We start from the raw sequence: 14,753 nt of genomic DNA, 5'->3' as shown, positions 1-14,753 counted from the left end.
GTTAGCTCCCGTAGATCAGGTGTAACGCCTCACGTTGCTTTTCAGCACTGAACTCGCGGTTGAAGACTTCGATCGAGTCCTGATAATCCGGATGGTGGCGGTTTTGGTAAAATCTTACGATCTGTTTAGCCATGGTGTCCGGAGTGCTAACCAGAAACGGATAGTGCAAGTTCTGCGTGGCGCCAATAATGCGCAGGATCATAGGTACCCTAAGCCTCGCCGCTTCCAGGATGGTCAACGGCATACCTTCCCAGGCGGCAGTATGAAGATACAAATCAGCCTGCTTAAACCTTTCAAGTAGTTGGGCATGTGGGATCAAACCTGATACCTCGACGCCGGCCTCGCGCAGCGCTTTCTCCATGTCAGCATTACCCCCGCCCAACCAATGAAAGTTGATTTTATCGGACTCAGGATAAGCCTTGAGACTTTTTAGTGTCTCGAGCAGAAAATGCGGATCTTTTTGCGGTGAAACTCGCCCGACCAATACAACGTTGATTTTCTCACTGTCAGTGTTCAGAGGCTGCTTACTGACAGCATCATCTAAATCGGCATAATTATTGAGGTGTATAGTACGTTTAGCACCCAACGCTCCGGCCAGATCGCACTCCCGCTCACTGCAACCTGCAATGACGTCAATGCGTGAGAGGCCAAACGTTTCAAGGCGCAAATAAATATCTTGCTTCCATTCTGGTATGTCACGGCGTTCAAAGGCATAGCAGTGTGGTGTATAGACCATTTTCGCTTTGCCTTTAGGCAAGTAACGGCCAAGGAAACCGGCGAAACTGGAGTGAAGGTGGATGACGTCAGGCTGAATGTCTAACACCGCTTTCCGGGCAGCAAGGAAAAAGTTCAGCAGGCTGCCTTCTACCGTATGCACCTCATCAAACAGGGCGTTAACGGCCATACCGGTGTCGTCTTTCGGACGCAGGCGTGCCAACAACAAATGGCGGATAGGGTCGCCATTTGTTGTTTTGGCATAGCTGCAAAGCGCCGTCTGGATACCGCCGCCAAACGCTTCAGTGATATGGAGAACGGTTTTCATCGCTGCCCCCACTTTTGTTTAAACCGTGCAATCTCCTCTTCACTGTAGACGGCACGGTAAAGCGGTGCATCGTAAAGATGGAATAAACGCTCGAATGGATAGGTTTCTTTAAAGCGCTGATATAGCGCGGAATACCATTTATTGGAGGCTTCATTACTGGACGAGAGCGTAAAGCCGGGCATATCAAAAAAACCCGCCAGTACATCGGCAGACTGGTTTATCGCTTCGCACTTGAGCAGCAAGATATCGCAGCCGTTTTGCTCGATACGCCAGTGGCTTTGGCCCGGGTCTTTGACATGGGCGAGCACATCCACACCAAACTGGCGTTTTATCTCCCTGTCGAACCAGCCGGTGAAATAGTCCAGACGTAGCTGGGTTTCAAAGGCATCCGTCAAATGGCGCAGCGTTGCGTCCATGTCGCCATGGATCGCTTCATTCTTCTTACCGGCAATAAACTGGATATGCAGATCCTGGAAAAAGCGTGAGACCACAGTCGCAATGGGATCGCGAACCAGGGTGATGATCTTCAGGTGATCGCGCTTTTGCAGAATGCGCTTACGGTGAGCCAGTGTGAGTTTGTAAGCCGTGCGGACAGGCCAGTCAAAGAAACAGGCAACGTCCGCCGTGTTACGGTACATCTGGAATTCTTCATTATCATCAAAGGTATGGATGTGCCAGCTCGGGATGTTTGCCTGCTCCAGCGATACCTCTATTGAGGACGATCCCACCTTGCCCATTTGATAGACCAACACAAAATCCGGCGCGTTCAGGATCTCGTCGAATGCACGTTGTCGGGCCAGGCTGAACTTCATTTTTTATCCTCTCTTTGAATGGGGTAGCGGTTTTACAGAAACCGAGGTTTTAATGCGTTGTTTGGCGGCGGTGGCATTCCCGGTGTCGGGAATAGGCTCCGGTGAGACAGCCGCACGGGTATTGATGAAAAAGGGCAACACCAGCATTAGCATGATGGTGCTGTTTACGGCGACAAACAGCACCAGCGCGATGATGTAGACCGACAGCAAAAAGGCGACAGGATTGGTCATACGCTGGCGAAACAGGCGGTGCATACCCAGGAAAAAGCCGCCAAACAAAATAGCCAAGCCGACCAAACCGTACTCAACGGCAACATCTAGGGCGAAGTTGTGGGTATAAACCACCAACTCCTGATTCTGGAAATAGGGGGCGATGTACTGGGGCAGCATTTTCGGCCCCACACCGAATATCGGGTGTTCCAGAAACAGGGAGAAGCCATTGGCAAGCAGCAGTTTTCGCCATAGCTCCGAATCCCAGCGCGCCATTTGCTGGTCGGCAAACAGGATGTCGAAACGGGTAAATTCAAAATGGTCGAGGATGGCGGGAAGCCCGAACAGGTACCAAATTGAAACCAGTGCCAGCGCTACACCGGCGACAGAGAACACACCCAGCGCGACCGCCGTCTGGCGCGAACGTTGATGGAGCATTTCCCGGCACAAAAGCTGGTCGCAGGTGATCATTAGCCCTATCCCCAGAAGAGCTTTGCGCTCGCCTGACATCCAGAGCATCACCAGTGCGGCTGCCAAAAGAAGGTGGCTGAAGCGCAGGTGATCGCGCAACAGGTAGATCAGGGCGCAAGTAAAACCGAAGAAGTACTTGGTGTTACCCAGGTGTTTGAAGTCAGAGAATTGTGGCTGCATCAAATGCCAGCCAGCGGTATAGAGTGCGCCGGCGAACGTGTACAGCGCGACCAAAGACAGAAAGCGCGGGGACGCCAGCAGGCCAGCCTGATGCAACATGCCAAGGAATGCGGCCACAGAGAGCCACTGGATCATCTCGATCACCACCAGTTTGGCGGGCACACTGGTCAACAATCCATTGATAAGAATGTAGAGCACAAATACCAGGATAAAGCTGGCACCCTGGAGGGTAGAAGGCATCAGGCGGCCGCGCACCAGCGCGATACCCATAAAGCCGAGTGAGGCGATACCAATCAGATCGGCTAAATAGACGGATACCCCGGCCACATTTGCTTTGAGCGGGACAAAAAACAGGGCAATGGCAAAGGCGGCGGCATGCTCTAGCGGTCTATTCATCCACCGCTCCGGCAAGTTCCCGGTACGTGCGGTAGTACTGGTCGCGAAATGTTTTCAGGGTAAAGTCCTGACAGCGCTGAACCGCGTAGCCAGAGGCTTTCGCATAGGCGTCGGTATCATCGCAAAGGGCCAGAATTTTTCCCGCCAGCGCGTTGTCATCCCCGACAGGAAAGCGGTAATCCCTGCGCTCGACGACTTCACTCAAGCCCGGCACATCGGAAGCCAGTACCGGCAACCCGGCGGCCATAGCTTCCACGGCAGCTAGGCCAAAGCCTTCGACAACCGCGCTCTGCACATAAATATCCAGCGAATCGAGAAACGCGGGAATGTCGGCACGCACACCGTGAAATACCACCCTGTCTTCAATACCGAGTGACGCTGCCAGCGCCTGATACTCTTCCCTGCGATCACCGTCGCCGGCGAGGTGCACCTCAAAACGGGAGGGCAAATGGGTCAGAGCACGGAACAGGGTGGGATGGTCTTTGTAGGTATGGAATCGCCCGACCATACCGATACGCACGGTGTTACTCTCTGCTGGCGCAGCTTTTTCCCTGAGGGAGAATTTACTCAGATCGACGCCATTCAGGATCACCCGGTAGTGCTTTTTCCAGTGCGGAAGGAAATCCGTCAGTGCATCACGCACCTGTCCGGTAATACAGGCGGTCACGTCATAACGCCAGTAAAGTAACCATTCAAACGGTTTCATCCATCCATGGTCGCGGCGGCGGTTATGGGTAGCGTGCTCTGTCTGGATATGTCTTTTCCCTACGGCAGCGAGCGCAATATAAATTGATGGGAAAAGGTGACCATGCACCACATCCGGCCAACGCAGCAACTGCCACTTTTCTTTTAGTGACAGTTTATTCCAGACATAAAACGGCACCCCGGCTTCGGTGAGTTCACGGGTGAAGTCATTGTCATCATCCAAGGTGATGACCCGGATGTCGTAGCCCTGCGGTGGCGGGCAGACCAAGTCAATCACAAACCGCTGTGCGCCGCCGTTGCGGGACAGGTCGTTGATGATATGCAGGATCTTCACCGCCATAACCGTGGTCTTCTCTCCCTCGTTATTCAGTGTCAGCGTATCCACCTTATTGCTACCTTATGGTCAACCGATCGGGTCAATCGGCTTGGTTTCCCACTCCGGATAGTGTTCGCGGATGTAGCGGTTAAGGGCGATCTCAGCGGCCGTATAGTGGCGGCTGACAACGGCATCATGAGGTGCGTGCAGGGTTTCCACCATACCGGCACCGACCGTGATATTGCTCAGTCGGTCAATCACAATAAAAGCGCCGGTTTTGGTGTTGTCCTGGTAGCGGTCAACCGCAACCGGGGCATTCAGGCGAAGCTCCCCCAGGCCGATTTCGTTGAGCTGGAGTTCATTGGCCGGCAGGGTGGCAAAGTTATTGATATCAATCTTATGCGACAGCTCAGTGATGCGGCCGGTGACGTTATGGGTCGCAAACTTAAAGTCGTAATCTTTGCCCGCCTTCAGGGCATCCTGAGACATCCATACCAGGCTGGCAGAAACCTTGTCGGTCAGAGTTGGTGCGGTATCGGCATGCACCAGCATGTCACCACGTGAGATGTCAATTTCATCGGCCAGGGTGACGGTAATGGCGTTACCCGGAGCAACGGCGTCCAGTTCATCGTTGTAGGTGACGATGGAAGCCACTGTGCTTTGCTGGCCGGACGGCAGCGCCATCACGGTATCGCCTTTGCGTAAAATGCCGGAAGCGAGGGTGCCGCAATAACCGCGGAAATCGAGGTTAGGGCGGTTCACAAACTGCACTGGAAAGCGCAGGCGGTCGAGGTCTTTGTCGCGGCTGATTTCCACGCCTTCCAGCAAACCCATCAGGGACGGGCCTTTGTACCAAGGCGTGTTTTCACTGTGGGAAACCACGTTGTCACCGGACAGAGCCGAAATCGGCACATAACGCACATCCGGAATGCCCAGTTGCTCAGCCATCTTCTGGTAGTCCGCCTGAATGGCCTCAAACACGGTCTGGTCAAAGCCGACCAAATCCATCTTGTTTACAGCAACCACCACATGGCGGATACCGAGCAGGCTCACGATATAGCTGTGACGGCGGGTCTGGGTGAGAAGCCCTTTACGGGCATCGACCATCACAATGGCCAGCTCACAGTTGGATGCGCCGGTCGCCATATTGCGGGTGTATTGCTCATGTCCCGGGCAGTCCGCAATGATGAATTTGCGTTTCTCGGTCGAGAAATAGCGGTAAGCAACATCAATGGTGATGCCTTGCTCGCGCTCAGATTGCAGGCCGTCAACCAGAAGTGCCAGATCGAGCGCTTCACCGGCGTTACCGACCCGGGCGTTGTCTTTGTGCAGGCTGGTGAGGTGATCTTCGAAGATCAGTTTGGTATCGAACAGCAGTCTGCCGATCAATGTGGATTTGCCGTCATCGACGCTGCCGCAGGTCAACAACCTCAGCAGATCCTTATTTTCGTGCTGATGCAGATAGGCTTCGATATCTGTCGCGATCAGCGATGAGCTGTGGCTCATGGGTCACTCCTTGTGCAGCAAGCAAATGGGGTTAAATGTCCGAGGCTTTGAGTTTTTAGAAGTAGCCTTCGCGTTTTTTCTGCTCCATGGAGCCTGCCTGATCGTGGTCTATCACCCGACCCTGACGTTCTGAGGTTTTGGTCAGCAACATCTCCTGAATGATTTCCGGCAACGTGGCAGCGGTGGATTCCACAGCGCCAGTCAGCGGGTAGCAGCCAAGGGTACGGAAGCGCACGGATTTCATCTGTGGCACTTCACCGTCTTCCAGTGGCATGCGGTCATCATCGACCATGATCAGGGTACCGTCGCGCTCAACGACCGGACGTTCTTTGGCATAATACAGCGGTACGATGTCGATGTTTTCCAGGTAGATGTATTGCCAGATATCCAGCTCTGTCCAGTTAGAGAGCGGGAACACCCGGATACTCTCCCCTTTGTTAACCCGTCCGTTGTAGATATCCCAAAGCTCCGGGCGCTGGTTTTTCGGATCCCAGCGGTGGTGCTTGTCACGGAATGAATAGACACGCTCTTTGGCGCGGCTCTTCTCTTCGTCACGGCGGGCGCCACCAAATGCAGCATCAAAACCGTATTTATCAAGAGCCTGTTTCAGCGCCTGGGTTTTCATCACATCAGTGTGTTTTGCACTGCCATGGCTGAATGGGCCGATCCCCATATCAACACCGTCCTGGTTGATGTGAACCAAGAGGTCGAGGCCGAGCTTTTTGGTCATCTGATCGCGGAAGGTAATCATTTCCTGAAACTTCCACGTGGTGTCGACGTGCAGCAGCGGAAACGGCGGCTTACCCGGGTAAAACGCTTTCATGGCAAGGTGCAGCATGACCGCTGAATCCTTGCCGATAGAGTAAAGCATGACCGGATTGTCAAACTCTGCGGCCACTTCACGGATGATGTGAATCGACTCGTTTTCGAGCTGTTTGAGATGGGTCTGGTTAAGGGAGATCATATCCACCATGGGTTGTCCTTTTCCTACGTTGCCAGCTGGTAACGCTGGTGGAACGCATCGATAAATTCATTGAGTTGTTCTGCTGGCAAGGCGTTAATCCCTGCCGCGGCTTTTCGTCCGCCGCCGGTTGGGAAGCTGGCAGCCAGCTCGTCCGCACCGGTGCGGTTGTTGAGTGGCGCCCGGATGCTGACGACATAATTGCCGTCCGGCTTTTCGGTCAGCACCGCATTGGCGGTATCCGGGTCGCGATTGGTCAGATCATTGCTGTACACACCACTGATGCGGCGCGCCCAGGCTTCATCCGGCAGCATAAATACCCGTGATCCCGGTCTTTCGGAATGGGGGGTGACTGCGGTGGCTTTCTCGCTGTCGCCAAGGAAGCCCTCTTCCAATGTGGCGTATATATCCGGGCGCTCAGCAATAAAGTTGAACGGTGACGGGTAGGGCGCCATCAGGCGGAAGATTTCTGCGGGTGGAAACAGCAGATCCGACAGCGATGCGCCGTAGCCGTTGTAGTTGAGGTAGGTCCCGAACTGCATCAGCTTGGTGCGGTCCTGCTCACTCAAACCGGCTTTATTTGCCAGCGTGTCGGCAGTGGCAATCATGTTGTCGCCATAAGCGCCAACCAGTGCCCACTCGCGGTAACGGCCTTCCAACAGCTTGTCGATAATCAGGCTGGTACAGGTGTTTGCCGCAGTATTGATATGTGCGGTCAGCGAGGAATGGGCAGGGATCTCGCCCGGGTTGTGGTGGTCGGCATAAAACACCCGAACGCCTTCGGCAAGCAGGTTGTCCAGCGCGGCGCGGTTTTTCTCCATCGCCACATCCAGCACAGTCACGTCCTGCGCAATGGCAGGATCAACCTGTTTGAGCAGGGCGATATCCCGCTTTACCCCGGTGATCAATTTGCTGTCTTTCGGGGTAGCAAGTCGCAATTGGATCAGGGCGCAAATCCCGTCGGCATCGCCGTTAAAAACATCAAAACTTGTTTTCATTCTGTTTATCTTTCCGTGTTATTCAGCTGGCTTCTAAGGTGTCATCTTTTTGGTTTTGAGGCTTATAGTAACCATAGTGCAGCTTGTATTTTTCCTCTGCATATTTGGCGGCGAGCTGGTTGAGTACCACGCCGTCGATAGCAATGTCATGGCGCACCAACTGGGCGACAGTTTGGTTGACCTGCTTCTCTGTCGTGCTTTCCGCTTTCACCACCAACAGCATGCCCCCGGCAAGACGGCCGAGGATCAGGCTGTCACTCACCACGTGTACCGGCGGCGTATCGAGAATAATGCGATCGTAGGATTGCTTGAGCTGGTTAAGCAGCGCGGCAAATTTTGGCGATGCCAACAGCTCTTGCGGATTGGGTGGCAATAGCCCGGCTGGCAGGATGTCCAGCTGGGTTTCATCATCGTGATAGATGCAATCTGAAACCGGCGCACCCATCACCAGTACGTTGGTCAAACCTGCCTGGTTGCGTGGCAGCCCATAACGCTGACCAACCGCAGGCATGCGCAGATCGCAGTCGATGATCAGGGTGCGCTCCATTTTGGCCAGTGACTGAGCCAGGTTGATCGCGACCGTGGTTTTTCCTTCCGCAGGCAGTGATGAGGTGACAGACAGGATCTTGCGCTGGCTGTTGGTCATCGTCAGCAGAATGGATGTACGGATCGTCCTGACCGATTCGGCAAACAGTACCTCATCCGGATCGAGATACAGGGTGTGATCCAGTGGCGTGTTTTTAAAGCGCTTCGCCTTCACGCGGGGTAAAAATCCTAAGTGCTGCAACCCCAGTTTCTCCTCAACATCTTCTGGTTTTTCAATGGTATTGCGGTAAGCATCCGCTAAAAGTGCACCGACAATACCGAGGAGAAGGGCGAATGCGGCGCTGATCACGATTAATTTTGTGGTCTGTGGACGGAACGGATCCTGTGGTGTGGCAGCCTTGTCGGTGAAACGGGCGTTGACGGCTTCGAAGTCGCTGGTGGCTGTGGTTTCTTTCTGGCGGTTGAGGAACATTTCATACAGCTGGCGGCTGGCATCCACATCGCGCTTCAGGGATTCGTACTGGGCGCGTTTGGAGGTGATGTCCTGATAGTCGCCTTTTTTGTCATTCAGCGTCGCGATCAGGGACGCTTCCTGCTCGCGGGCGCTGTTGAGTTCTTTCTCGATACCGCTGGCAAGGTCATTGATCACGGAATAGGTACGGGCACGCACAGCATCCAACTGCGCCTGGGCCTGGATCATCTTGTCGTGTTTCGGGCCGTAGCGTTTTGCCAGCTCCGACACGCGGCGCTGGGCATCGGTTTCCGCATTTTTCAAATCACGCACCTGCGGGTGATTGGAAATTTCCGGTACCGAGAGTAAGCCGCTGGTGCGCCCGCGTTTGTCCTGAAGCTGTGCATACAGTGCTTCTGCGGCCACTCGGCGGTCCCGCGCTTCTGCAACGCGGATAGTCAGGTTGGTCAGCTCAGTGCCTGCCAGCTCGTCAATGTCGCTCAGTTCAATCAGGCCTTCCGCTTTCAGGAATTCCGTCAGCATCATTTCGGCGCTGTCGAGGTTGTCTTTCAGTTTGCCAAGACGGTCGGTTATCCAGACAGAGGCTGTTTGGGTCGCGACAAGACGCGCTTCAAGGTTGGACTCGATATAAGCGGTGCCGATCGCATTGGCCACCTTTGCTGCCAGTGCGGGGTCGGCTGAGCCAAAGTGGATATTCACCAACTGGGTATTGCGGATAGGTTCAATGGCCAGGTGCGATTTGAATTTATTCAGCACAGCCTGACGCGCTGCTTCACTGTCCGGCACAGAAGAAGGCGAGACGGGTGCGGGCAGAAACTGTTGCAGAGGTTCAATCCGGTACAGGGCGGTCAGCAGCTGATCACGGGCAGAGAGTTTACCGATCGTGTTGTTGAATTCCCGTACTTCAGCGATACCCAGCTGGTCGATTACTTTCTCAGCGATATGGTCGGAGCGCAGGATCTCAAACTGGGTCTGGTAATACTCTTTCTTGCTGGTATCGAGGGCGTACACCTCTTCGATAGAGACCGCTTTATTTGCCTGCGATTCGATAAGCAACGTAGCCGTGGCGCGGTAAACCGGGGTGATCGCCAACACAAAAACGGTGGCAATCACAGTGACTACCAACACAAAAAGGGCAATGGGGAGCCAATACCGACCAATCACGCCGAGATAGCGTTTCAAATCTAAACGGGCGGTCTGATCCGCTACCGGATTGGGCTCAATGAGTTTCATGTCGTGAAAATCCTTGTTCGTTCTGTGCGCAAAAAACAAGCCTGTCGGGGATCAGAAAAAGCTCTGCTCAACCACAATGATGTCACCGGGACCAACAGCTTGTGACAGGCCAACATTTTTTTGTGTGGATCCATCTTTGGCATCTGTCTTTTGGATCTTGTTCCGGGAGGCGCGGTCGGTAAAACCACCTGCTATGGCAATCGCCTTGCCAATAGTCAGCCCCGGCTGGAAGTCATAACCGCCGGGGTGGTTCACCTCGCCGTTGACATAAAACTTGCGAAACTGGATCACGTTAACCGTGACTTTGGGATCGACCAGATAGTCACCGCGCAGCCCTTTTTCGATGATGCGTTGCAACTGCCCCACAGACTTACCGGCCGCTTCTAGCCTGCCAAGGTAGGGGTAGTCGAAACTGCCGCGGGTGCTGAGCAGAATGTCCATGGAAAGATCGTCCTCGCCATAGACCTTGATCGAGATACGATCCCCGTCATCAAGAACGTACTGTTCACTGGAGGCTGCCGCTATGGCGCTAATGGGCAGCAACAGCAATAACAGGAGACAAATTCGTTGGATCACAGGCTCACCTCCGTGCCGATAAAGAACTGGGTTTGATCATAGCTAAAGCCAGCAAACGTTGAGTCGCGGCGAAACCAGCCCACACCACCGGATATGTCCCACCAACGGGCGAGGCTGTAGACAAGGGTTGCTTCGAACAGGGTGTCATCATCCTTGCGTAGATCGCCCGGGTAATCGTTGGTGCCGTAGCGCGCCGTGGCGATAGAGCTGAACAGTGGTGTCCAGCTGTGCTCCCAGTCAAACTGGATGGAGCGGTCTTTCACGTAGTTGCCGTTGATATCCGGGTCGCGGGCGTAATCCCGGCCTTCCAGACTCAACGTGCTGTAATTGGTCGGTGACCAGCTCAGGTTTGCGCGCCAGCTGAAGCCCTGGAAATCCGCACGGCGGCTGTCTTTGAAATCTTTGTCTTGTATACCCAGCAACAAACGGCCCTGGGTTTTACCCGTGATGTCCCATTCCAAACCACCGTAGAGCAGGGTGTTCTGGTTATCTCGGGTACCGACGGAATTCGGGTCGGTATGGGTGTAGGAGCGGTCTTCATAGCGCGCCGTGATCAGGGCATAAAAGTAGCTCGACAGTGCGTAATAGAATTCGCCGCCGATATAGGGCTGCTCCCAGTTGAAATAACGGGTTTGCTGGGTTTGGCCGTTACGGACAAAACTCTCTTCGTTGTAGTCCTTGCTTTCATAACCGAGGATCCCGACCAGCTTGCCTTGGGCGCCAGCTGCGCCATAGGTGTAGCGCGCATTCAGATCCTGGTGGTGGTAACGCAAGGGCTTACTGACCGCCAGACTGATCCCTTCGGTCAGGCCGGTACCGCGTGGCTCATTGGTGATCTCATAGGCATAATCAAGACGCAGGCGGTTGCGGATATCAAACGCCCAAAACGCAGAGGCATGGGCACGATGATCCAAATAGTCGTCGTCGCTGCTGTCGGAAAACCAGACCGCATCCAGACGGTAGTCAAATTGGTAGGCGCCGCGATCAGTTTCCAGTTGAGCAATGACTTTTGGCGACAAGGCATAAAAAGGTGAGCTGACCGGGTTGTTTTCCGTACGCCGCACATTGTCGTCATGGCCGACACTGGCTTTGACCGTCGGAATGATATCGATGCCGTTTTCTGTCTGGTAGGCAAGAGGCTCTACGGCCATTGCTGATGCCGGCACCAAAAACAGAATGTACAACCACGGGTTCCTTTGCTTCACGCCGTTCTCCCTAGTAAGCCGTCTTGCCGACAAAGCCTTTGAAAATGGTGGCAAACACAATTTTAATGTCCATCCACAAAGACCAGTTCTGGATATATTCCAGGTCGAACTGAACACGCTTTTCCATTTTATCGAGGGTGTCCGTTTCACCACGGTAACCGTTGATTTGCGCCCAGCCGGTAATACCCGGTTTAACCTTATGGCGCAGCATGTACCTGTCCACGATGGCTCGGTATTGTTCGTTGTGCGCCACAGCATGAGGACGCGGGCCGACAATCGACATCCTGCCTTGCAGCACGTTAAAAAACTGCGGCAGCTCATCAAGCGATGTGCGGCGGATAAAAGCACCGAAAGGGGTCACACGTGGGTCATTTTTCGTGGCTTGCTTGACGTCATCGCCGTTATCCATCACAGACATAGAGCGGAATTTCCACACATTGATCTTGCCGCCGTCCAATCCGTAGCGGTGCTGTTTGAAAATGATCGGGCCGGGAGAAGAGAGCTTAACTCCAATAGCGACTGCCAACAGAATCGGTGAAATCAGCACCAGAATGATGAGGGAGAGAATGATGTCCTCAAGGCGTTTTGCCCACGCTGCAATGCCATTAAACGGCGTGTCATGGACACTCAGGGTGTGCACATGACCAATGGTCTGCCAGCGGCTGTGAAGCAGGTTGTAGGTGAAGAAATCCGGCACCAAGTAAGTGGTGGCTGTGGTATCTGCAAACTGGTTGAGGTATCGCGCAATACGGTCTTTGGCATGCATTGGCATCGCAATGTAGATGTGCTGGATTTTGCCTTGCTTGGCCTGCTCCAGTGCTTCATCCACCTTGCCCAACATTGGGGCAGGCAGGCTGTCTTCAATGCGGTCGCGGTTTCTGTCTTCGAAAAAGCCTACAAGGCTGATTCCCAGGGCGTGGTTGCGCTGAAACTCCTGCGCCAGTTCAATGCCATTGGCCGTGGTGCCAATAATCGCTGCGCGGCGGGTGTTGATGCCGTGGTTACGTAAGCGGCTGAGCGCTGCACGCATCAGATAGCGCCATAGCACCAGACCTACCGCCGTGGTGGAAAACCACAACGCCATGACCACACGGGAAAACTCAATACCTCGCTGGGTAAAGTAGAAAATTGCTATTAATGCCAGGCAGGCACCTACCCAAGGGATCAGTGTTGCGATCATTTGTCCCTGGAAGTTGCTGATCCGCCACGATCGGTAAAGATGTGAACTTTCGGCAAACAACAGATAGAACACTGCCGTGATCGTCGCTAACAGAAGACAGTTGTCGCAGGGATAACCGAGGTAGAGGTAACTAGAAGCAAGTATCGACCCACCAATTACCGCAAGATCACACAGTCTATAGAGAATGGCGAACTCAGTTCCATGTGTGCGGATTTTTCGACTGTCCATGATGAAAGCTTCTCAACTGTGAAGTGGGCTGAAAGGGTGCTGATCTTTTTCATTTCTTGTACTTAAAAAGTAAACCACACATCTCAACCCCGCTAGGCAAGGTTGATTTTTTGGATATTTATGGTCGGTAAAATCAGCGCGGATAGTAAAACAGGATGAGGCGGGTTAGAGAAAGATGAAGTTTGTCCGATTTTTAATTGAGACTTACGCGGATTTGAACGATGACACTATTTTTACGCACTTGTAGGACTTTCTGGCTAGTCTCCAAAAAGGTGATCTTGATCTCAAATGGCTGTCTGTATCGTCTCGTGTTCAAGAACTTACGAGACACTTTTTACGCTTTCAGTTCAGTCAAAAATAGAAAGAATGACTAGCTACCCATACCATGGTGGCAAAAAAGCATGAGGTATAAAAATGCCCCAGATCGGGGCATTCTCAGTTTTGGTCACGCCAGAAGGCGTTGTGTGTGCTTCCTGAGCACGCTATTCCTCGCGAAATGCCCGGTTAAAGCTCTCACTCAATGGCTTGAGCAGGTATTCGATTGGCGTGCGTGGCTCCGTCAGCAACATGACTTCGGCCTGCATACCCGGATACAGCTCTACGCCATTCATCAGGTCGGCGACGTTATCGAGTAGCTTAACCCGGGCAAGGTAGTAGGCAAGCCCGGACTGTTCATCCACGAGACGGTCAGCAGTTCACCGTCAATTGGGCGGACATTGCGCATGCTCAGCGCTGTCAGCCGTATCTGTGCTTTCATGCCTGCGTTGACCTGATCGATGTCTGAAGGGTCAACCCGCGCCTCAATTACCAGACTTTCGTCGTTAGGCACCAGATCCAGCAATGCTTGCCCGGGGCCAATCACCCCTTCTTCAGAAAACACCTGCAGGTTAAGGACCGTGCCCGAAAGCGGTGCCTTGATGGTGGTGCGCTCCAGCACATCACGGGCGGTGGCAATCTGCTCATCCAGTTCATAGCGGGCTTCACGGCTTTCACGCAGCTCTTCGACGATTTCTTTGATGCGCTCAAGTTGCTGCTCTTTTAGCTGGGCGCGGTTTTCTGCCACGTTTTGTTCAAGGCGGCTGGCGTTGGCCTGCAGCTGGCTGATCGTGCTCTGGATTTGGGTTTCCTCGCGCTCAAGGCGCAGCAACTGGGTTTTGCTGACATAGCCTTTTTCCGCCAGCTGGCGGTTACCGGCAATTTCCTCGCCGATAATGGCGAGACGGCGTTTTTCGATGCCGATTCGTTGTTTCTGGCCGGTAAGCTCTGCGTTGCTTTGCGCCAATTGCTTGTGAATGATTTCCTGCTGGGAGGCATAGAATTCTTTCCGCGCGGTGAAGATCCGCTCCTGGTTGGTGAGCAATTCACCGACTTTGAGGCTTTCCCGCACGACTTCGAGTTCTTCAGGAAACGCGATCGCATCAAGGTTATCCCGCTCGGCAATCAGGCGGGATTCTCTGGCCAGGGCGTTGCGCTGGCGGGTGAGGAGCTGTTCAAGTTGTGCCTGCGCCTGTGTTTTGTCGAGGAAAATCAGCGGCTGGCCCTTGTCGACCCTCGCGCCTTCTGTGACCAGTATTTTGTCAATGATACCGCCTTCAAGGTGTTGCACGGTTTTCCGCTGGCTGTCGATAGTGACGACGCCGGGCGCGATAGATGCCCCTTCAAGGGGGCTGAAAATCGCCCAGATACCAAAGGTACCGAGAAACAGGGCGATCATAC

General features: G+C 53.7%; 12 protein-coding genes and 1 pseudogene. All 13 read right to left on the bottom strand.

Features of this window, described 5'->3' with window-relative positions; all coding sequences use genetic code 11:
• Position 1: 1 nt before the first annotated feature.
• Positions 2-1,042: a glycosyltransferase family 4 protein gene (locus tag KU854_RS08945; protein ID WP_218358118.1), complete on the bottom strand. Its 1,041-nt coding sequence runs from the start codon at positions 1,040-1,042 to the stop codon at positions 2-4.
• Complete coding sequence (locus tag KU854_RS08940; RefSeq protein ID WP_218358116.1) at positions 1,039-1,854, bottom strand: putative capsular polysaccharide synthesis family protein; 816 nt, start codon at positions 1,852-1,854, stop codon at positions 1,039-1,041. Before KU854_RS08940 ends, KU854_RS08945 begins: the two co-directional genes overlap by 4 nt.
• Before the next feature lie 3 nt (positions 1,855-1,857).
• Positions 1,858-3,111, bottom strand: coding sequence for an O-antigen ligase family protein (locus KU854_RS08935; RefSeq protein ID WP_218358114.1), 1,254 nt, complete (start codon positions 3,109-3,111; stop codon positions 1,858-1,860).
• Positions 3,104-4,156, bottom strand: coding sequence for a glycosyltransferase (locus tag KU854_RS08930; RefSeq protein WP_218358149.1), 1,053 nt, complete (start codon positions 4,154-4,156; stop codon positions 3,104-3,106). The genes KU854_RS08935 and KU854_RS08930 overlap by 8 nt, the downstream gene beginning before the upstream one ends.
• A gap of 63 nt (positions 4,157-4,219) precedes the next feature.
• The gene (cysN, locus tag KU854_RS08925) at positions 4,220-5,638 is read right to left on the bottom strand and encodes a sulfate adenylyltransferase subunit CysN (protein WP_218358112.1); all 1,419 of its coding nucleotides are present in this window, start codon (positions 5,636-5,638) and stop codon (positions 4,220-4,222) included.
• Between the two features lie 55 nt (positions 5,639-5,693).
• A complete protein-coding gene (cysD, locus tag KU854_RS08920) occupies positions 5,694-6,611 on the bottom strand; it encodes a sulfate adenylyltransferase subunit CysD (RefSeq protein WP_218358111.1) in 918 nt (305 codons plus the stop codon).
• 14 nt (positions 6,612-6,625) lie between these two features.
• Positions 6,626-7,597 (bottom strand): DHH family phosphoesterase, encoded by a 972-nt coding sequence (locus KU854_RS08915; protein ID WP_218358110.1) that lies wholly within the window; start codon positions 7,595-7,597, stop codon positions 6,626-6,628.
• A 22-nt stretch (positions 7,598-7,619) separates the two neighbouring features.
• Positions 7,620-9,848 carry a GumC family protein gene (locus KU854_RS08910; protein WP_218358109.1) on the bottom strand — a complete coding sequence of 743 codons (2,229 nt, stop codon included), beginning with the start codon at positions 9,846-9,848 and terminating at the stop codon, positions 7,620-7,622.
• A gap of 51 nt (positions 9,849-9,899) precedes the next feature.
• Positions 9,900-10,424, bottom strand: a complete 525-nt coding sequence (locus KU854_RS08905) for a polysaccharide biosynthesis/export family protein (protein WP_336245239.1) — start codon at positions 10,422-10,424, stop codon at positions 9,900-9,902.
• Complete coding sequence (locus KU854_RS08900; protein ID WP_336245238.1) at positions 10,421-11,629, bottom strand: outer membrane beta-barrel protein; 1,209 nt, start codon at positions 11,627-11,629, stop codon at positions 10,421-10,423. The genes KU854_RS08905 and KU854_RS08900 overlap by 4 nt, the downstream gene beginning before the upstream one ends.
• 10 nt (positions 11,630-11,639) lie before the next feature.
• Positions 11,640-13,037: an undecaprenyl-phosphate glucose phosphotransferase gene (locus KU854_RS08895; protein WP_218358108.1), complete on the bottom strand. Its 1,398-nt coding sequence runs from the start codon at positions 13,035-13,037 to the stop codon at positions 11,640-11,642.
• Positions 13,038-13,519: 482 nt separating this feature from the next.
• Positions 13,520-13,648 (bottom strand): hypothetical protein, encoded by a 129-nt coding sequence (locus tag KU854_RS24830; protein ID WP_255555478.1) that lies wholly within the window; start codon positions 13,646-13,648, stop codon positions 13,520-13,522.
• A 6-nt stretch (positions 13,649-13,654) separates the two neighbouring features.
• A pseudogene (locus tag KU854_RS08890) lies at positions 13,655-14,751 on the bottom strand (HlyD family type I secretion periplasmic adaptor subunit); the annotation flags it as partial.
• Positions 14,752-14,753: the final 2 nt, after the last annotated feature.

This window comes from Enterovibrio paralichthyis, assembly GCF_019209835.1.
GTDB classification, from domain to species: domain Bacteria; phylum Pseudomonadota; class Gammaproteobacteria; order Enterobacterales; family Vibrionaceae; genus Enterovibrio; species Enterovibrio paralichthyis.
This window is presented reverse-complemented; position numbering and strand designations above follow the sequence as displayed.